The sequence below is a fragment of the Winogradskyella sp. UBA3174 genome (assembly GCF_002364335.1).
GTDB lineage: Bacteria > Bacteroidota > Bacteroidia > Flavobacteriales > Flavobacteriaceae > Winogradskyella.
The window spans coordinates 1-20388 of record NZ_DEXW01000042.1 but is presented as its reverse complement, the minus strand read 5'-3'; the positions used below and the strand labels follow the sequence as shown (position 1 = coordinate 20388).

Annotated in this window: 19 protein-coding genes; 14 read left to right on the top strand and 5 right to left on the bottom strand. The window is 32.6% G+C overall.

Translation table 11 applies throughout. From position 1 onward, the window contains the following. Positions 1–13 precede the first annotated feature (13 nt). From B2U95_RS06765 to rlmN, 5 genes are all read left to right on the top strand, one after another. Entirely contained in the window at positions 14–2038 is a 2025-nt protein-coding gene (locus tag B2U95_RS06765; protein WP_296314068.1) for a DUF3857 domain-containing protein, read from the top strand. A 2-nt stretch (positions 2039–2040) separates the two neighbouring features. Beyond that, positions 2041–2367, top strand: a complete 327-nt coding sequence (locus tag B2U95_RS06760; RefSeq protein ID WP_296314067.1) for a nucleotide pyrophosphohydrolase — start codon at positions 2041–2043, stop codon at positions 2365–2367. Between the two features lie 48 nt (positions 2368–2415). After that, entirely contained in the window at positions 2416–3645 is a 1230-nt protein-coding gene (locus tag B2U95_RS06755; RefSeq protein WP_296314065.1) for a 3-phosphoshikimate 1-carboxyvinyltransferase, read from the top strand. A 70-nt stretch (positions 3646–3715) separates the two neighbouring features. Beyond that, positions 3716–4765, top strand: coding sequence for a tRNA preQ1(34) S-adenosylmethionine ribosyltransferase-isomerase QueA (gene queA, locus B2U95_RS06750; protein WP_296314063.1), 1050 nt, complete (start codon positions 3716–3718; stop codon positions 4763–4765). A gap of 91 nt (positions 4766–4856) precedes the next feature. Then, positions 4857–5897 (top strand): 23S rRNA (adenine(2503)-C(2))-methyltransferase RlmN, encoded by a 1041-nt coding sequence (gene rlmN, locus B2U95_RS06745; RefSeq protein WP_296314062.1) that lies wholly within the window; start codon positions 4857–4859, stop codon positions 5895–5897. Positions 5898–5972: 75 nt separating this feature from the next. Here rlmN and B2U95_RS06740 read toward each other — a convergent pair whose 3' ends face one another. Continuing rightward, positions 5973–7346, bottom strand: a complete 1374-nt coding sequence (locus B2U95_RS06740; RefSeq protein WP_296314060.1) for a T9SS type A sorting domain-containing protein — start codon at positions 7344–7346, stop codon at positions 5973–5975. A 142-nt stretch (positions 7347–7488) separates the two neighbouring features. Here B2U95_RS06740 and B2U95_RS06735 point away from each other — a divergent pair, with 142 nt between their 5' ends. The 5 genes from B2U95_RS06735 to dnaG all read left to right on the top strand — a co-directional run bounded on the left by B2U95_RS06735 (position 7489) and on the right by dnaG (position 13298). Beyond that, entirely contained in the window at positions 7489–8466 is a 978-nt protein-coding gene (locus B2U95_RS06735; RefSeq protein ID WP_296314058.1) for a polyprenyl synthetase family protein, read from the top strand. 119 nt (positions 8467–8585) lie between these two features. Further along, positions 8586–9149: an RNA polymerase sigma factor gene (locus B2U95_RS06730; RefSeq protein ID WP_296314057.1), complete on the top strand. Its 564-nt coding sequence runs from the start codon at positions 8586–8588 to the stop codon at positions 9147–9149. After that, a complete protein-coding gene (locus B2U95_RS06725; RefSeq protein ID WP_296314056.1) occupies positions 9136–9918 on the top strand; it encodes a hypothetical protein in 783 nt (260 codons plus the stop codon). The genes B2U95_RS06730 and B2U95_RS06725 overlap by 14 nt, the downstream gene beginning before the upstream one ends. A 44-nt stretch (positions 9919–9962) precedes the next feature. Next, positions 9963–11051: a hypothetical protein gene (locus tag B2U95_RS06720; protein WP_296314054.1), complete on the top strand. Its 1089-nt coding sequence runs from the start codon at positions 9963–9965 to the stop codon at positions 11049–11051. Positions 11052–11333: 282 nt separating this feature from the next. Beyond that, positions 11334–13298 (top strand): DNA primase, encoded by a 1965-nt coding sequence (gene dnaG / locus B2U95_RS06715; protein WP_296314052.1) that lies wholly within the window; start codon positions 11334–11336, stop codon positions 13296–13298. A gap of 7 nt (positions 13299–13305) precedes the next feature. Here dnaG and B2U95_RS06710 read toward each other — a convergent pair whose 3' ends face one another. Together B2U95_RS06710 and nadE are read right to left on the bottom strand one after the other, a co-directional pair. Next, positions 13306–13935 carry a response regulator gene (locus B2U95_RS06710; RefSeq protein ID WP_296314051.1) on the bottom strand — a complete coding sequence of 210 codons (630 nt, stop codon included), beginning with the start codon at positions 13933–13935 and terminating at the stop codon, positions 13306–13308. 126 nt (positions 13936–14061) lie between these two features. After that, a complete protein-coding gene (nadE, locus tag B2U95_RS06705) occupies positions 14062–14850 on the bottom strand; it encodes an NAD(+) synthase (RefSeq protein WP_296314049.1) in 789 nt (262 codons plus the stop codon). A gap of 84 nt (positions 14851–14934) precedes the next feature. Here nadE and gldB point away from each other — a divergent pair, with 84 nt between their 5' ends. Then, positions 14935–15903: a gliding motility lipoprotein GldB gene (gene gldB, locus B2U95_RS06700; RefSeq protein ID WP_296314047.1), complete on the top strand. Its 969-nt coding sequence runs from the start codon at positions 14935–14937 to the stop codon at positions 15901–15903. After that, positions 15903–16241 carry a gliding motility protein GldC gene (gene gldC / locus B2U95_RS06695; protein ID WP_296314045.1) on the top strand — a complete coding sequence of 113 codons (339 nt, stop codon included), beginning with the start codon at positions 15903–15905 and terminating at the stop codon, positions 16239–16241. Before gldB ends, gldC begins: the two co-directional genes overlap by 1 nt. Before the next feature lie 949 nt (positions 16242–17190). On the opposite strand, the gene B2U95_RS06690 is transcribed toward gldC, so the two are convergent. Then, positions 17191–18915 carry an amidohydrolase gene (locus B2U95_RS06690; RefSeq protein WP_296314043.1) on the bottom strand — a complete coding sequence of 575 codons (1725 nt, stop codon included), beginning with the start codon at positions 18913–18915 and terminating at the stop codon, positions 17191–17193. An 87-nt stretch (positions 18916–19002) separates the two neighbouring features. Between B2U95_RS06690 and B2U95_RS06685 the strand changes: the two genes are divergently transcribed. After that, positions 19003–19626, top strand: coding sequence for a DUF4230 domain-containing protein (locus B2U95_RS06685; RefSeq protein ID WP_296314041.1), 624 nt, complete (start codon positions 19003–19005; stop codon positions 19624–19626). Between the two features lie 3 nt (positions 19627–19629). On the opposite strand, the gene B2U95_RS06680 is transcribed toward B2U95_RS06685, so the two are convergent. Then, the gene (locus B2U95_RS06680) at positions 19630–19938 is read right to left on the bottom strand and encodes a rhodanese-like domain-containing protein (RefSeq protein WP_296314039.1); all 309 of its coding nucleotides are present in this window, start codon (positions 19936–19938) and stop codon (positions 19630–19632) included. Between the two features lie 115 nt (positions 19939–20053). Between B2U95_RS06680 and B2U95_RS06675 the strand changes: the two genes are divergently transcribed. Continuing rightward, positions 20054–20388 (top strand): TetR/AcrR family transcriptional regulator (locus B2U95_RS06675; RefSeq protein WP_296314037.1); only part of this gene is annotated, 335 nt, incomplete at its 3' end.

Genomic DNA, 20388 nt, shown 5'->3' with positions numbered 1-20388 from the left:
ATCACCACCTATTATGAAAAAACTAATATTTATTCTCACAATTACTTTATCATTTAGTCAATTACAAGGACAAAATTATGATTTTGGTAAAGTTTCAAAAACAGAACTAAAAGAAAAATTTCACCCAAAAGACTCAGCTGCAAACGCAGCTATATTATATAGAAATGAACAGATTTCGTTTGTTTATAATAAGAATTTAGGTTTTGTACAGGAGCGTACTGTTCAAATGCGAATAAAAATTTATAATGAAGACGGTTTTGATTGGGCTAACAAAAAAGTTTACCTTTATAAGGGTAGCAGTGCTGTTAAAGAAAATGTTAAAGGTTTAAAAGGATGCACCTATAACTTAGAAGAAGGCAAAATAAAAAAAGATAAGTTAAAGGGGAGTGCTGTTTTTGAAGAAGAAATGTCAGAGAACTATTCAGCAGAGTCTTTTATTTTACCTAATGTTAAAGTAGGCTCTGTTTTAGAATACACATACAAAGTAACCTCAAGCTCTCCGCTTATAGATGATATCGATTTACAGTATAATGTACCATTGAATAAGCTAGATGTTAAAATTGCGACTCCACAGTTTCGTAGCTACAATAGGTTTTTAAACCCTAAGGCTATATTTAGAGCTCAAATGACGGAAAGTATTAAGCAAAAAAATATTAATACAGGTGGCTCTGGCTCAACCTCTACACGCTCAGATAATACTACAGGTGGTTCTTTTGGTGTAAACTCAGTAGATTATGTAGAAACTATTGTGCAACTTAACGAAGTAGATATACCTTCCTTAGCTGCAGAGTCTTTTGCAGGTAATATAAATAATTACAAAGCTAAACTTAGTATGGAGCTATCTGCATTTGTAAATGCTGATGGTGTAATAACAAAATCCTTCACATCTACCTGGGATAAGGTTTCAAAAACAATCTATGAAAGCGATAATTTTGGAAAACAATTAGATAAGTCTAGTTTTTTTAAAGATGATTTAAATGCGCTTACGGATGGTGTTGAAGATGATTTTCAAAAAGCATTTCTAGTAGAAAATTTAGTTAAATCTAAAGTGAAGTGGAATGGTACTTATGGTAAATATGCGCAAAAAGGAATAAGAAATGCTTATAAGGAAGGCGAGGGGAATGTTGCAGATATCAACCTTTTAGTAACGGCAATGTTACGTTCTCAAGGTGTAAATGCAAATCCGGTTTTGGTAAGTACAAGAAATAATGGATTTCCTTTATTTCCAACAAGAGAAGGCTTTAACTATGTTATTTGTATGGTTCAGAGTGGAGATAACTATCTGTTAATAGATGCTACAGAACCTTACAGTACAAATAATGTGTTACCGATGCGTGTATTAAATTGGCAAGGTCGTGTCTTAGATGAAGATGGTTCTTCTAGATGGATAAACTTGAAGTCTAACAAGAAATCTACAGAAAGCTCAATGCTTAATGTTACTTTAAATGCTGATTTATCAGCAACGGGTAAAGTAAGACAAAATATGACATCATATTCAGCATTAAATTATAGAAAAAGATATACTAACGTTAGTACAGAGGATCACATTAAGGCTTTAGAAGCTGATAAAGGGGATTTAGTTATAAGCGAATTAAATTACGAGAATGATAAAGACATATCACAATCGGTTAAAGTATCTTATGATTATGAGTTAACTGATGCGGTAGACGACATTGGTGGTAACTTATATTTTACTCCTTTGTTATTTATGGGCACTAAAGAGAGTCTGTTTAAGTTAGAAGAACGCAGTTATCCTATAGATTTTGTAGTTTCTTACCAAGATAAATATTTAGTTAATATTGCTTTGCCAGAAGGCTATAAAGTAGAGTCACTTCCACAAACTTTAGCAATAGAATTTAAAGGCGGTGAGGCTAGATTTGTATACCTAGCTAAATTAAATGGTAAATACCTACAGCTCAAAGTAGATTTTCAAATTAACAACCCTTATATAGAGCCTTCTGATTATAGCGATTTCAAAGCATTTTTTGAGAAAACTATAGAAAAGCAAGCGGAACAAATTGTACTCACTAAATCATAATTATGGATATTAAAAACGCGCAAACCGAAGTTGATAATTGGATTAAAGAGCATGGGGTAAGATACTTTAATGAGTTAACCAATATGGCTCAATTAACAGAAGAAGTAGGTGAAGTAGCTCGAATTATAGCAAGGCGCTATGGAGAGCAAAGTGAAAAGGAGAGCGATAAAAATAAGGATTTAGGTGAGGAATTGGCAGATGTTATGTTTGTGGTGTTATGTCTAGCCAACCAAACAGGTATAGATTTACAGGAAGCGTTTGATAAAAAATTAGATAAAAAAACAAAACGCGATCACGATAGGCATCATAATAATGAGAAATTGAAGTAGCTTTGTAACTTAAAATTAGTTAGTGCGGAACTCATATTTTTCAAATTAATGGATATTAAAATTCATAAATCTTCAATAGCAAATCGTCAATCATCAATAAAAATAACAGGCTCAAAGAGTGAGTCTAATCGTTTACTTTTATTAAAAGCTTTATATCCTCAAATTAGTATAGATAATGTATCTAATTCAGATGATTCTGTATTAATGCAGAAGGCATTAAAGTCTCAAGAAGATACTATAGATATTCATCATGCAGGTACAGCAATGCGATTTCTTACCGCTTATTTTTCTGTGCAAGAAGGACGAGAAATTACGTTAACAGGTTCTGATCGTATGAAAGAGCGACCAATAAAAATATTGGTAGATGCTTTAAGAGCGCTAGGAGCTGATATTTCATATTTAGAAAATGATGGTTTTCCGCCATTAAAAATAATTGGTAGAAAACTAACCAATAATAAAGTAACTTTAAAAGCCAATGTAAGCAGTCAATATATTTCGGCTTTACTGTTAATAGCTTCAAAACTTGAAGACGGAATAGAGTTAGTCTTAGATGGAAAAATAACTTCAGTACCATACATAAACATGACTTTGAGTTTGTTGAATGAGATAGATGTACAGACAAGTTTTCAAAAGAATATCATAACAGTAAAGCCCAATAAAGATATTTTAAAACCTAAGGTGTTAACTGTAGAGTCAGATTGGTCATCTGCATCTTACTGGTATAGTATTGTAGCTTTAAGTGATTTAGGTACAGAGATTACAATAGCCTCTTACAAAGAAAAATCACTACAAGGAGATGCAGTTTTAGCTGAGATTTATCAAAGTTTTGGTGTTCAAACAACATTTAAGAGTACTACGGTTATACTCCAAAAATTAGCGACTACTAATTCTAAAACAGTAATTGATTTAGACTTAGCAAATGCACCAGATATTGCACAGACCATTGCAGTGACAGCATTTGGTTTAGGAATTGGTTGTCATATGAAAGGTTTACATACGCTAAAAATAAAAGAGACTGACCGATTAATAGCCCTTAAAACCGAGTTGGAAAAATTAGGTGCAGACGTTGTTATTACAGAGAACTCATTACTCCTTAAGGCTTCAGATACTATAGTAAGCGCTATTGAGATAGAAACCTATAAAGATCATAGAATGGCTATGGCATTTGCCCCTTTAGCATTAAAGACTTCTATTGCTATTAAAGAAGCTAATGTGGTGTCTAAATCATACCCACAATTTTGGGAAGATTTAAAGGCTGTAGGCTTCATTATAAAATAAACATCTATTTACTTGACAAGGCCTATCTCGAGATTGTATATTTGCAATTCTAAAAAAATAAAACATACACATGAAATTATCACATTTTAGTTTTGATCTTCCAGACGAATTATTAGCCGAGCATCCGTCAGAACACAGAGATGAGTCGCGATTAATGGTGCTTAATAGAGCAAAGCAAACCATTGAGCACAAGCAGTTCAAAGATATTATCGATTATTTTGATGAAGGTGATGTGATGATTCTTAATAATACTAAAGTTTTTCCTGCAAGACTCTATGGTAACAAGGAGAAAACAGGAGCTAGGATTGAAGTATTTTTATTGCGCGAACTTAACCAAGATCAACGTCTTTGGGATGTTCTAGTAGATCCTGCACGTAAGATTAGAATTGGTAATAAGTTATATTTTGGTGAAGACGAAACTTTAGTAGCAGAGGTTATTGACAATACAACGTCTAGAGGACGTACATTGCGTTTCTTGTATGATGGTTCTTACCATGATTTTAGAAAAAAATTGACGGAATTAGGTGAAACACCTCTTCCAAAATATATAAATAGAGAGGTTGAGCCAGAAGATGAAGAGCGTTACCAAACTATATATGCAAAAAATGAAGGTGCAGTAGCAGCTCCTACAGCCGGATTGCATTTTTCTAAGCACTTGTTAAAACGGTTAGAAATTAAAGGTGTAGAACTGGCAGAAGTAACTTTACATGTAGGTTTAGGTACATTTAACCCAGTTGAGGTTGAAGATTTATCTAAGCATAAAATGGATAGTGAAGAAATTATTATTACAGAAGCATCTGCAGCTATAGTCAATAATGGTATTGAACACAAGAGACGTGTTTGTGCAGTAGGTACAACATCTATGAGAACTGTAGAGAGTGCGGTATCATCTGTTGGTAGATTAAATGATTATGAAGGATGGACTAATAAATTTATTTTTCCTCCATATGAATTTAGTATTGCTAATGCTATGATTACTAACTTCCACACACCAAAGTCTACTTTATTAATGATGGTATCTGCTTTCGCAGGTCATGATTTTATGAAAAAGGCTTATGAAGAAGCTGTAAAAGAAAAGTATAAATTTTATTCTTATGGTGATGCTATGCTTATCATTTAATTAAGAATTATAAAGAATAAAAGAAGCCTCTTAATTGAGGCTTTTTTTTATTTGTGAAGTAAACCAATGCATTTAAGTATTTTTGCAACAGATGGAAGTTAAAAAGAAAGACATACGCGCACTAACTAAAGAGCAACTCAGAGAATTCTTTGTAAAGCAAGGAGATAAGGCTTTTAGAGGTAATCAGGTTTACGAGTGGTTATGGAAAAAGTCAGCATACAGCTTTGAGGATATGACTAATGTGTCCTTAGAAACGCGTCAAGTTTTAGAGGATAACTTCGTGATTAATCATATTAAGGTAGATCAGATGCAACGCAGCTCTGATGGTACTATAAAGAATGCTGTAAGATTACATGACGATTTAATTGTAGAATCTGTGTTAATACCAACAGGGTCTCGTACAACGGCTTGTGTGTCTTCTCAGGTTGGTTGTAGTTTAGATTGCAAATTTTGTGCAACGTCTAGGTTAAAGCGCATGCGTAATCTAAATCCAGATGAAATATACGATCAAGTAGTCGCAATAGATAATGAAAGCCGTTTATATCATAATAGACCATTAAGTAATATTGTATTTATGGGTATGGGTGAACCACTCATGAATTACAATAATGTTATTAAAGCTATAGACAAAATAACCTCACCAGAAGGTTTAGGCATGTCGCCAAAGCGTATTGTAGTTTCTACATCTGGAGTGCCAAAAATGATAAAGAAAATGGCAGATGATGAGGTAAAGTTTAAATTGGCTGTATCGCTTCATTCTGCAATAGATGAGATAAGAACTTCAATAATGCCCTTTAATGCGACGTTCCCTTTAAATGATTTGCGTGAAGCTTTAGAATATTGGTATGCAAAAACAAAGAACAGAATTACGTATGAGTATGTTGTTTGGGAAGGTATTAATGACCAACGAAAAGATGTAGATGCTTTAGTTGAATTTTGCAAATTTGCGCCAAGCAAGGTTAATATTATAGAATACAACCCAATTGATGATGGTGAGTTTCAGCAAGCCAATACAAAAGCTTTAGATATGTATGTGAATGTGCTAGAAGCTAATAATATTACAGTTACTGTAAGGAGAAGCAGAGGTAAAGATATTGATGCCGCTTGTGGGCAGTTGGCTAATAAAAGTTAAAACTTACAGTATAATTAAATTTAGACATAAAAAAAGCGGCCATAGGCCGCTTTTTTTATAATTATAAATACGTAATTACTCTTTAGTAACACGGATTGTTTGCGTTGTACCTTCAGCAGATATTCTAACTAAATATAAACCATTAGATAATTTAGATAAATCTATTGAATCGTTAGAAAGATCACTCTTACTATACGTTGCAACACTCTGACCTAAAAGGTTAAAAACTGTAACATTATCAATCTCTTTAGTTGTCTTAATATTTAAAACAGCAGAAGTTGGATTAGGATAAACACTAAACGTCTCAATTTGATTTTCTTCTACGGATAAGGCAATACCAGTTGTGAAACTCCAAACTGTTCCAGCTGTTGTTCCAAAGCAATTTACAGCATCTACAGACCAGAAGTATGTTGTGTTTTCAGCTAAACCTGTTATAGGTGCTCCATTTTCAAAATTAACAAAAGGTTGAGTTGGTGGATTAGTGACACCAAGGTTTAAAGTAAAAGTAGCATTAGGATCACCTTCAGTCCAATTAAATAATAAAGCATTTCCATCTGCATTAAGTGTAACGTTAGGTGCTGCATCAGCAGGAACTGGTGCACTTACTCCAGCAGGAGCTGCAGTATCTGTACATGCAGAAGTTGTAAAACTCCAAATAGGACCTGGTGTTAAACCTGCGCAATTAACGGCTTCGATAGTCCAGAAATAAGTCGTATTCGGCAACCAACCAAAGTTAATACTTCCGCCACTAGCAAAACCGGATAGTCCACCAATGTTATCAGCTGCTGGATTAGTTCCAAAGCTAATATTAAAATCGTCTGCTGGATCACCTGTAGTTGCAGCTAACCACTCAAAAGGACCCAAATTGTTGTTTGCCTCACCATATGCAATTTCTACATCTGTAGCTCCATCCGCTGGTAATACAGCAGAAGCAACGGCATCTGGTGCACTTACAATACATGCCTCACATGTATCTCCATTCGTACAAGTAATTGCAGGAAATCCATTATTAGTAGTAGCGTTTGTTGATGAGTCACAAGGTACGCCTGCTTCAGAAATACCAATGGTATATGTCCCGGCTTCTGTAGCTGTCCAAGTTAAAGAACAGGTTGAACCAACATCTAAACCAAAAGCATCAATAGCTCCAGATGGTGCTATAATTGAAAAACTAGGTACCCATGTACCAGCTCCTGGTCCGTTACAAAGACTAAATGTATAGGTGTGACCTACAACTATATTGTCCATTACATAAGACTCATCAGCCCATGCTTCAAATGTGCTTATTTCATTAAAAGGACAACCAGTGCCATCATCACAAGGTGCTCCACCAAAAAGGCTGTTAAAATTGGTGTACGGACCTCCTCCAGAGAAATCTGTACATTGTGCATTAGCTTCATTGCTTAATATTAGAGTAAACAAAGCAAATGTTAATAAAGTAATTTTTTTCATGATTTTAGTTTTTTGAATTAATGCTCTAAAATTACACATATTAGTTCTTAAAAAGTGTTAAAGCGGCATTATTCAATCTTTCGCAATAAAGAATAGCCTTTATTTGTAATTATGTGCTAATAGTAGAGCTTTTATATTATTAATGAAAATAACCGAACAGATAAAAAAACCCATAGCCTACGAAATGGAACTTTTTGAACAAAAGTTTCAATTGTCTATGGCGAGTAAAGTAGCACTGCTCAACAGAATTACACATTATATTGTAAATCGTAAAGGCAAACAAATGCGACCTATGTTTGTGTTTTTGGTAGCTAAAATGATGAATAATGGTGAGGTGAGTGAGCGAACTTACAGAGGTGCTTCGGTTATAGAGTTAATACACACTGCAACCTTAGTGCACGATGATGTTGTTGACGATAGTAACAGAAGACGTGGTTTTTTCTCTATCAATGCACTTTGGAAAAATAAAATTGCTGTTCTTATTGGAGATTATTTACTCTCAAAAGGATTACTACTTTCTATAGATAATAATGATTTTGATTTGCTAAAGATTATTTCTGTTGCAGTAAGAGAAATGAGCGAAGGTGAATTACTTCAAATTGAAAAAGCCAGACAACTAGATATTACAGAACACGTCTATTATGAGATTATTAGACAAAAAACAGCAACACTTATTGCTGCATGTTGTAGTCTTGGAGCAGCATCTGTTAAACCAAATTCGTCAGATGTAGAAAAAATGCGAAAATTTGGTGAGCTTATTGGGATGGCATTTCAAATAAAGGATGATTTATTTGATTATGGACAAGAAGCTATTGGTAAGCCTACAGGTATAGATATAAAAGAACAAAAAATGACATTGCCTTTAATATATGTTCTTAATAACTCTACAAAGAAAGAAAAATCTTGGTTAATCAATTCTGTTAAGAATCATAATAAAGATAAGAAACGCGTTAAGGAAGTTATTAGCTTTGTAAAACTAAATGGAGGTTTAGACTATGCGGTTTCAAAAATGAAAGCATTTCAAAAGGAAGCTTTAATACTGCTTAGTACTTACCCTGAATCTGTATATAAAGCATCTCTAAAGCTTATGGTGGACTACGTGATTGACAGAAAAAAATAAAATTAAAAACTTCTATTTCAGATAGTTATAAATAATTTATACTATTTTTTATTGTCCCAGACAACCTTTGGTAGTAATTTTGCGTCTTTATAAATAGAGGTACAATCGTAAACAATACAATGAAAGTTATTCAACTTCATAAAAACGAAACTAAACTTATACAGAGAGCTGCGAAACAAAATCGCGAAGCACAACATGTATTGTACGAGTTACATGCGCCTAAAATGTTGAGTGTTTGTAGATACTATATTAAAGACGTGCACCAGGCAGAAGAGGTGATGTTAAACGGGTTTTTTAAAGTATTTAAATATTTAAAAACATTTAAGAATGAAGGGAGTTTTGAAGGTTGGGTACGACGAATAATGGTCAGAGAAGCAATCTCATATTTAAGACAGAAAAAAAATATTGAGTTTGCTAGAGAAGATGAGTATTTAGAACACGATTATACAAACAATATAAAAACAAATATCGAAGTTGCCGAAATACAAATGGTCATAGACAGTTTGCCAGCAGGTTACAAGATGGTATTTGTGATGTATGCAATAGAGGGTTACAAACACCACGAAATTGGTGAATTATTAAAAATATCTGAAGGAACATCGAAATCGCAATTGTTTAAAGCGAGACAGATGCTACAAAACAAAATAAAGGAATTAAATAACACGAGTTATGGCACCAATTAAATTTGAAGAACAATTAAAAGACAAGCTAGATAAGCGCACCTTGTATCCATCAGCAGGTGGTTGGTCTAAATTGTCTGACCGTTTAGATGAAGATAATAATAAATCTAAAAAGCCAATGTATTGGTGGCTGAGTATAGCAGCGGGTTTAATAATTATGCTAGCAGTTTCTATTCAGTTTTTTAATAAAGATGAAACTCAAAAAATAATGCCAGCACTTGTTGAAGAACAAGTTAAAGATGAGCAATTAAAGGGTAAAGAGTTAAAGCAACAAGATTTAAAAGGTACTGGGTTAGCAATTGAAGAAGAAGCGATTGAAGTAGAAAAAGAGATTAAATCATCGGTAGAGCAATCACAAATTATAGATTATAAAAAAGTAACGTATAATACGTCTAAGGCTAAAAAGCGTCTTGTAGAAGGTAGTAATTTAACCACTAATAACAGCAAAGTTATTAATGATATAAGTGTTATGAAGCCTCAAGAAATAACTAGCGTATCAATACTTAAAAAAGTAGTTGCAACTACTTTAAAAGAATTTAAATCAGAAAATGAATTGGTTCTAGATAGAGAAGTAGATTCATTATTAAAAGTAGCAAGTAAAGAACTCTTTAAGAATGAATTAAAAAAGAAAACAATAAAAACGGTTGATGCTAATGCGTTACTATTAAGTGTAGAAGAAGACATGGGGCAATCGTTTAGAAGTAAAGTATTTGAGGCGTTAAAGGGTGGTTACAAAACTGTTAAAACAGCAGTTGTAGACCGCAAGAATTAAAACAAAAATCAAATTAACATCAATAAATCAAAAAACGAACAGTTATGAATACAATTACAAGACTAGTAGTGTACTTAATTATCTCATTCAGCTTTGCTTCAATGCAAGGGCAAGATGCAAAACAAGATTCAATTCAGAAAGCTACAAAAGATTATAAAATCAAAATTTTAGAAGATGAGAAAATTGAAATTGAAAATAAAGAAAAATCAGCTTTAAAATTTAGAATTTTAGAGATTAATAAAAAATTAGATAATAAAGAAATTACGGCTTCTGAAGCAGAAGATTTGAAAAAAGAAGCATCAAAAATAGCTGCCTTAAATATTGAAAATAGAATTGCAATTATAGACTCCAGGATTGATTTATTACAACGAAATGGTTATGATAGTTATGGAGATAATGGGGATTCTTTTATTGGTGTTAGAGAAAATGGAAAAGGGAGCTTTTCTATTGGTCTTAGTCTAGGGGAAAGTGATAAACCACCCAAATATGATATCAGAACAACTAACAAACTATTTCTAGCAATAGGATTTAATAATGCAATTGGAGATGAACAAAGTTTAGAAGATTCTCCTTATAAATTAGGAGGCTCTGGATTTGTAGAGCTTGGTTGGGTATGGCAAACACGCTTACTTAAGGATTCCAATTTTTTAAGACTTAACTACGGGTTCTCATTTCAGTGGAATAAGTTAGATATTAAAAATAATAAATATTTTGTGCAAAATGGAGACGAGACTACACTACAAGAATTTCCGTTAGATATTAAAAAAGCAAAGTTTAGAGTCACAAATTTAGTACTGCCAATCCATTTTGAATTCGGACCTTCAAAAAAGCGCGACTTTAAAGATAAACTCAGATATCACACAGACAATAGCTTTAAAATTGGTTTAGGTGGTTATGGAGGCGTAAGATTGGCTTCGCTACAAAAAATAACTTATGAAGATGAGGATGGTGACAGAGTTAGGACTAAAGAAAAACGCAACTTTAATACCTCTAACTTCGTTTATGGTTTAAGTGGTTATATTGGTGTAGGAGATTTATCTATATATGCTAAGTACGACTTAAGTCCATTGTTTAAAGACCAAGCCTTCGATCAAAATAATATTTCATTAGGTCTAAGATGGGATTTAGACTAAACTAATTAATATTTGAGTTTAAAAAGCCTTAACCTATATCTGGATTAAGGCTTTTTAATTAATTTAGTTTCTATTAGTTTTCTGATTAAAAAGCGTTTCACTGTTTTTTATCAAGCTTTACAATAAGTTCGTTGTTTCAAATGAGAAAGTCAAGTTAATTTAGGCTATAAATTTTTAAAACAAATTGTTTATCTTAAATTTACAAATATGTTATTTTGCTCATGCAGTGATATATAAAATTTAGAAAACGTTAATAAGATTCTTGTTTTCGCAGGAAATAATATGATCTCACAAAACTCCATAGCACAAGTATTTGAAACCGCTCGCGTAGAGGAGGTTATAGGTGATTTTGTGCAGCTCAAAAAATCAGGAAGCAGCTTTAAAGGCCTAAGTCCTTTTAGTGATGAACGATCTCCTAGTTTTATGGTATCTCCTGTAAAGCAAATTTGGAAAGATTTTTCTAGTGGTAAAGGTGGCAATGCTGTTACTTTTTTAATGGAACACGAGCATTTTACATATCCGGAAGCTATAAAGTATTTAGCCAAAAAGTATAATATTGAAATTGAAGAAACTGAACGTACTGACGAAGAGAAGGAGCAACAAGATGCTAGAGAAAGTTTATATTTAGTCAGTGAATATGCGAATGAATACTTTCAAAAAGTATTGCATAAAACAGATCAAGGAAAAGCCATTGGTTTAAGCTATTTTAAAGAACGTGGATTTACTGAAGAGACTATTAAAAAATTTCAATTAGGATACTCTTTAGATGAGTGGCAAGCCTTTACAGATGATGCTTTAGGTAAAGGTTATAACCTAGACTTTTTAGCAGCAACAGGTCTTACTATTGTCAAGGACCAAAAGCGTTTTGATAGATTTAAAGGTAGAGTTATGTTTCCTATTCATAGTATGAGTGGTCGTATTCTTGGCTATGGTGGACGTATTTTAACTAACGATAAGAAAGCAGCTAAATATCTTAATTCACCAGAGAGTGAAATATATCATAAGAGTAAGGTGCTTTATGGTTTGTTTTTTGCAAAGCAGACCATTGCTAAAGAAGACAATTGTTATTTGGTAGAAGGCTACACAGATGTGATTCAGTTTTACCAAACAGGAGTCAAAAATGTAGTATCATCTTCTGGTACTGCTTTATCTTCAGATCAGATTCGATTAATTAATCGTCTTACCAATAATATTACAGTCCTTTTTGATGGAGATGCTGCTGGTATCAGAGCTTCTATAAGAGGTATAGATTTAATTCTAGAACAAGGTATGAACGTTAAGGTTTGTATGTTTCCAGATGGTGAAGATCCAGATAGTTTTGCAAAATCTAATACATTAGAAGAAGTTACTGAATATCTTACTGAAAATGCTAAAGATTTTATTCAATTTAAAGCTGGGTTATTAGTTAAAGAGGCAAATAATGATCCAATAAAAAAGGCTGAAACAATTCGCGAAATTGTAAATAGTATTTCTAAAATTCCAGACCAGATAAAGCGCGAAGTTTATATTCAAGAATGTGGGCGCATTATGGATATTAGTGAAAATGTGTTGTTTAGTACTTTAGCTCAAATTAATAAAAAGGATGCTCAAGAAGCTAATAAAAGCTATAAACAAGAACAGAAAGCATTTGAGGTCGTAAAAAATGTTGAACAACCCAAGCAAAAGATTGATATTCAGTACGAATTAGAAAGAAAAATTATTGAAATATTAATGCTTTATGGCGATAAGACTGAGCAATTTGAAGATTTAATCTTAAAGGAAGATGAAGTTTCTGGTGATTTAGTATTAGAACCTACAATACACGAAACACGTGTCTTTGAAAAATTGTATTTAGATCTTCAAGAAGATGAAATGCAGTTTACTAATGAAAAGTTTAAAATATTATATTATTCTATAATTGATAAATTAAATCAAGATAAAGATTTTTCAACTAAGAACTTTATCAATCAGTTAGACCAAGAATCTGCAAGTATGGTTACAACCATTTTGATGGATGACGAAAAATATAACCTGCATGATTGGCATCGTAATAATATCATTCCAAAAGAAAAAGAGCATTCTGTATCGCAGTTAGTAAGTCAGACCATATTGAGCTTAAGATGTCATCTTATAGATCAGAAAGTGGCAGAATACAAAAATGAAACTTTAAACGGCACATCAGACACACACACTATAATAGAGGACGTAAAAGATTATGTTGGTTTAAAGATGTTGTTATCTCGTAAACTTGGTAAAGTAATTGGGTAAGGAAATATTAAGCCAAGTTATGATGTTTCGCTTGGTGAATTAAATCTACAATATTAGTTACATTTAACTTCTTAAACAGTCTTGCTTTATAGGTACTTACCGTTTTTTCGTTGATATCTAGTTCTTGTGCAATTTCTTTATTTTTTCTACCTATAGATAGTAGTTTTAGAACTTCAACTTCTCGCGTAGATAGTTTTTTAAACAAGCGACTTCTACTCTTACGAGTATCTTCGTAACGGTAGTGCTTATCCATCTTTTCGCTTAAATAAATTTCCCCATGGTTTATTTTTCTAATAGCTGCTTCAATAGTTTCTAGGTCTGCAGTTTTATTTAAATAGCCAGAAGCTCCAGCTTTTAATGTACTAATAGCGTAAATTTCTTCTGGTTGATGGCTAAACATTAAGACATTCACAGAGTTGTTTTCTTTTTTAATAGCGCGTAATGCAGTAATACCATTTAGTTCTGGTAAGTCAATTTCAGAAATGATAACGTCTACATTATGGCGTCTAACAAATTCAAAAATTTCTATTCCGCTGCTTAATTTACCTACGACTTTAAAATCGGGTTTACTATTTAAAAATAATTCTAATCCAGTTCTTACGATAGGATGATTGTCAACAATCAAAATTTGTATCATTAAAATTGATTTTTGGTTATGGTTAGGGTTTGTAACTGAGCTAGATACTGAAAATCAAGGGGTTCGTTAAACAAAAATAACTAAAAATTAAGAATTTCACACAATTTAATCGATAAACTACACGATTTATCTCAAATTGTTAGGAATATCACAAATTGGTATAGGTATTATCTTGTGTTTGTTTAACGTATTGTATCTAAGGAATATTTCAAAAGCTTCTTTTTGTCGTCCTTCAAAATCATCTGCAGTTTTACCTTCATCTTTCATTTGCATTGCCCATTCTAATTCTGGGTAAGAGGCTCCAATTTGGTCTTCGTCACTACGTGCATCTCCAAATAAGCCGTCACTAGGTGCTGCTTTCATTATAGAGTCAGGTACTTTTAGGTATTCACCAATTTTATAAACTTCAGATTTTAATAAGTCAGCAATAGGGCTTAAATCGACACCTCCGTCACCATATTTTGTATAAAAACCAACACCAAAGTCTTCAACTTTATTCCCTGTACCTGCTACTAATAAGCCTTGTAAGCCAGCATGGTAGTAGAGTGTAGCCATTCTTAAACGTGCTCTTGTATTTGCTAGAGCCATATCTACAGTTGTTTGTTTGCCTTCTAAAGTGACTTCGGTTTTAAATTCTTCAAAAACAGGTGTTAAATCGACTCTAGTATCTCTTACATTAGTAAATCGTTGTTTTAATTGTGTAATATGTTCTTCTGCTCTTGTTACATGACTTTCTGCCTGATGTATAGGCATTTTAATACATAAAAGTTCTAAACCTGTTTTAGCACAAAGTGTTGAGGTTACTGCAGAATCAATACCACCAGAAATTCCTATTACAAAACCATTAACTTTAGCGTTTGTGGCATAATCTTTTAGCCAATCTACAATGTGATTTACGACCTTTTCTATTTGCATAATATTTATAATTTAATTTAAAGAAGTGTACCTTTGCAAAACAAAAATAGCTTAATAGTGTTAGGATTAAAAATGTTTTATAAAATGCATTTAAGAATTTACTTTATTTTAATAGTGGCAATATGCTTTGTCTCTTGTGATGATGATTCTAAGCTAGAAAATGATATTGCTAAGATTGAAGCTGATTTTGTCGTAGAACGTTTTGATATTGCATCTTCAAAGGCAACATCAAAAGATTTACCAAGACTTAAAGAAGCCTACCCATTTTTATTTTCTAAGCATACACCAGATTCAATTTGGGTAAATAAATTAAATGATTCTTTACAGAATGAAATTTTGCAAGAGGTTAACAAAACCTTTGAAAATTTTAAAGATACAAAAGAGGAGTTGGAGCTTATGTTTCAGCATATTAAATACTATGATAAAGTGTTCTCAATACCAAGGGTTATAACACTAACTAATACTGTTCAATATAGAGATAAAGTAATTATAACAGATACTATAGCTTTGATAGCATTAGATAATTATTTGGGAGAAGATCATAAGTTTTATGTAAATGGCAACATTCCGTCATATTTAGCTAAAAACTTTAGAAAGGAGCAAATTGTAGTAGACATGACTAACGGTTATGGTCAAAAATATATCTTTCAAACAAACAGAAAGACCTTATTAGATGAGATGATTTATTTTGGTAAACTATTATATTTTAAGGATGTAATACTTCCGCTTAAAACAGAAGCAGAGAGAATAGGCTATACTGAAGAACAAATGAAATGGGCAGGTGCAAACGAAAGTGCAATTTGGTCTTATTTTATTGAAAAAGAATTATTGTACAGTACAGATAGTAAACTCTCAAATCGTTTTATTGCAGATGCTCCATTTACTAAATTTTATTTAGAATTAGATAATGAATCACCTGGGAGATTAGGGCAATATATTGGGTGGCAAATTTTAAGAGCTTATGCAGAAACATCAGGAAAAGATATGATGCAAATAATGCAAACAGAACCTGAAGAATTATTTAGAAAATCAAAATTTAAACCAAAAAAGTAATGTCTAAGATTATAAAATCTAAAATAGAACTAAACGTAGAACTTGACGAAAACCGCGTGCCAGAAAAGTTAAATTGGACTGCACAAGATGGTGGTGTAGATAACGAAGAGGCTAAAGCGGTAATGTTATCAGTTTGGGACAGCAAGGCGCAAGAGACTTTAAAAATTGATTTATGGACTAAAGATATGCCAGTAGATGAGATGAAACTCTTTTTTCATCAAACTTTGGTGACCATGAGCGACACATTTTTTCGCGCCACTCAAGATGAAAAAATGACAGCTACTATGAAAGATTTTTGTGATTACTTTGCTGAGAAACTAGAGCTAAAAAAAGAATAGGTTATAAGTTCTTAAATAGTTCCAGTAGATTTATATAAGGGAGTAGAACTAAAGAAGTCAAATCCTGACACTTCCTTTAAATTAGGATCTCTTCTTTTATATCTAAAGAATTTAGAACTATTATAAACTTACCAAACGGTTAATTGATTGTATTTCCTTAACTTAGTCCTTAAGGCTACTTTTTTTTGTTCAATCATATGGTAAACAAATCCTAGGTCGCCCATTCTCATAATTTTCGAGATCCATGACCATTATTAATTTCATGTATAATCCAGTAAGAGTGTCTTATATTATCAGCTGGTTTTACAAATTTACTGTTAGCAGTTAAAACCCCTTCCATATTATATTTAGTCTCGTTATCTGAAGTAATTGTGTTAGTATTAATGATTGTTGTGATTTGTTCTTCTTTTTTCTCTTCTTTTTTTGATTTATGTGAGGGAAGCTAAAACAGGGTTATTTTCAATATTTATTAATTCATTTATAGGTTCATGCCTTAAAAGTGTAATAATTATTAATTTATCATGAAGTTTTATTTCTGTTACAAATCTAACAACAAGAATATCTGATAGGGTATTTTAGCTTTTTTAATTTTTACATCAAAATTTTTTTCAAAATCACTATTAAAGATTTAAACCCTATCAATAGATCGTTCTCTTTAAGAAGAGCGTATCTCTAGTTTTGTTTAAACTGTTTTTAAATAATGTCTATTTTAGAAAGATTCTTTACCATATACACATTTAGCTAATTAGCGACTTGTCTAGATTTGCGAAAAAATATGCCATACAAGTCGTAGAGTAGTAAGGCTTAAAATTTTTAATTAATTATAACCTTAACATATCCCCTAATATTATATTAATAAAGAGTCTTTAAGTATTAAGTAAATTTGCGTTGCTTTTAATCTTTATTTAAGCATTAGCTAGGCTTTTTATGATAAGAAAACTAATGCTTTTTATTTTTTAGTATAAACGACTTTACCACCAAATATGGTCATTACAACTTTGGTGTCCAGAATTTCATCTTCCTCAACAGTCATTAAATCTTGGTTGTAAATTGTAAAATCAGCTAGCTTTCCAACTTGTATTGAGCCTTTAATATCTTCTTCAAAAGCACCATATGCAGCATCTAGTGTATACGATTTTAAAGCTTGTGCTCTAGTCATTTTTTGCTCTGGTTCGTAACCTCCTTTGGGCATTCCTTTTAAGGTTTTTCTACTCACGCTTGCATAAAAACTAGCAATAGGGTTAATAGGTTCAACAGGTACATCTGTTCCATTAATAATAGGCACTCCACTTTTTAATAAATCTTGCCACATGTAAGCACCTTCTTTGATGCGCTTTTTACCTAAGCGATCAATCGCCCAAGGTCGGTCAGATGACATGTGTACGGCTTGCATTGCAGGAATAACTTTCAGTTCAGCAAAACGAGGAATATCATCTGGGTGCAGGTGTTGCGCATGTTCTATTCTATATCTATGATCTGAAGTTAAATGAGGTAATTCCTTAAAGGCTGCTTCATAACGATCTAGAATTTCTCTATTTGCTCTATCTCCTATTGCATGCGCACAGACTTGGAAACCGTTTTTTAGACCATTTAAGGCAGTTTTTTTAACAAACTCCATAGGTAGTGTTTCGTGCCCAAAATGGTCAGGTCTGTCGCTGTAAGGTTCTAAAAGCCATGCTCCACGAGAGCCTAAAGCACCATCGCAATTTAACTTTACAGATCTAATAGTCATAAGATGTTCAGTATCTACCATCGGACCTTTAGCAAACCATTCGTTAAGCAAGTCTTCATCCCAACCTGTTAACATGGCATAAATACGTGTATTCATTTTTCCTTTTGCTTTCATTTTTTCGAAAAGCAAAATTGTTTCTTTTCCAATTCCTGCATCGTGGAAGCTTGTGATTCCGTTTTTATGACAAGCTTCAACTGCCAATTCAAAGGCTTTAATATCTGTTTCTGGAGTTTTTCCTGGAATATGTTGTGTAATTAGGCTTTGAGCACGTTCATTAAAAACACCAGTAGGTCTTCCTAGAGCATCAACAAGAACCTCCCCTCCTTCTACATCATATGTTTTAGTGCCATCTAAAACTAATGCTTGGAGTCCTGCAATTTCCATTGCTTTAGAATTGGCAAATCCAGCATGACCACTTGCATGTCTAAGATAAACGGGATTATCTGGTGATACTTCGCTTAGTAAGTGATGTGTTTGAAAACCGTGTACAGTTTCTGAAGGCATACTATCCCATTTGCTTTGGTGCCACCCACGTCCTGTAATCCATTCTCCTGGTTTCGCCGTTTTAACACGTGCTGCAACAGCGTCAACAATGTCTTGGTAGCTTGTCGTGTTCATTAAGTCTAGGTTTAGCTCGTTATAGCCCAAGCCCATAAAATGTCCGTGACCTTCAATTAAGCCTGGTGTCATGGTTTTGCCTTTTAAATCAATAACCTTAGTTTGCTCATTTTTGTAGGTCTCAGCTTCAGCTGAACTTCCCGCAAAAAGAATTTTATTATTTTTTGTTGCCACTGCTTCTACGGTTTCAGATGTTGACTCTACAGTATATATTGTACCACCATAAATTAATAGGGTAGCAAACTCGCTTTTAGGGTTCGAACAGGCTAAAAGACTAAAAACCATTAGCGCTGTAGTAATTAAAATTAAAAATCTTGATTTCATATAAATTGATTTATATATTAGAATATCTTTAAGCAAGCTAAAGATATTAATTTCTAGTATAAAGTTCTATTTTTATTAAATTAGCCTATGCGAAAAATACTATTTGGGGTTATAATTACTTTAATTGTTCTCTTCACTTTTAAATATTGTGGAGATAAGACAGAGGATAAAATTGTACTACAAGAAAATACGGCATTAATACAAGAACAGGTTAAAAACGTTGGAAAGCTTGTCGTTACCGAAGGTCATTTTAGTGAAGTGTTTACCTATAAAAACTCTAAACTCGTGTTTGGTGATTTGTTAGAAGTAGAAAAACGCGCTATTGTTATAGTGAATGCAGATGTGACAATTGCATATGATTTAAGTAAGATTGAATATGAAATAGACGAAACAACTAAAACGTTAAACATTGTAAGTATTCCGAAAGAAGAAATAAAAATTAGTCCAGATTTTGAATATTATGATATTCAAGCGGATTTTTTAAATCAATTTGAAGCTAAAGACTATAACGAAATTAAGAAAACTGTCAATAAATCTATAATGAAAAAGATTGAAGCTTCAGACTTAAAATCTAATGCACAAAATCGACTCATTAGTGAGCTTTCAAAATTCTTAATTCTAACTAATTCCTTGGGTTGGAAATTGCAGTATAATGAAAATCCTATTGAGGACTTGAATCAACTTAATAATTTAGAGGGTATTTTGGATTAGTCTTTAGCCTAACTTCCGTTTCAAACTTCCCATTCCGCCTCCATTAATAGCATCGATGCCTTTAGATTTCAGCATACTCGTGGCACTACCAGAACGCATACCACTCGCACAATAAGCGATAAGAGGTTTGTTTAGTTTTTTAACCTCATTAAATCTATTGCCTATTTCCTGAACTGGAATATGTAAAGCATTTTTTATATGTCCATCGTCATATTCACTTTGCGTTCTAACATCTAAAATAATAGCACCTTTTTCAATATATTCAGCTACATTGATAGTCGATTTCCCAAATAAAGCATTTAATAGTCCCATTGTATTTTTTTTTAAAGTAAAATTCCGAAAACTACTTGGCATAATAAGTAACCAAAGTTACATTAGATTTACTCAGAACTTAAAAATCTTTCTATTTTAGTGCTTTAGATAAAAAATGAAAGAAGAAACCCGTAAAGAAGAAATCGTAAGAGTAGCTGCTAAACTATTCAAAGAAAAAGGCTATAGTGCTGTTACTATGCGCGATTTGGCAACGGCAATGGGTATAAAAGCTGCAAGCCTTTACAATCATATTAACTCAAAGCAAGATATATTAAATGCCATTATAATTTCATTAGCTGAAGAGTTCACAGAAGGAATGAAATTAATCCAGTCGTCTCAAAACACATGCATTGATAAACTCAAAACTATTATTGAATTACATGTAAAAATCTCTAGCCAAAACATTTATGGTATGGCATCCTTAAACAATGATTGGATGCATTTAGAAGA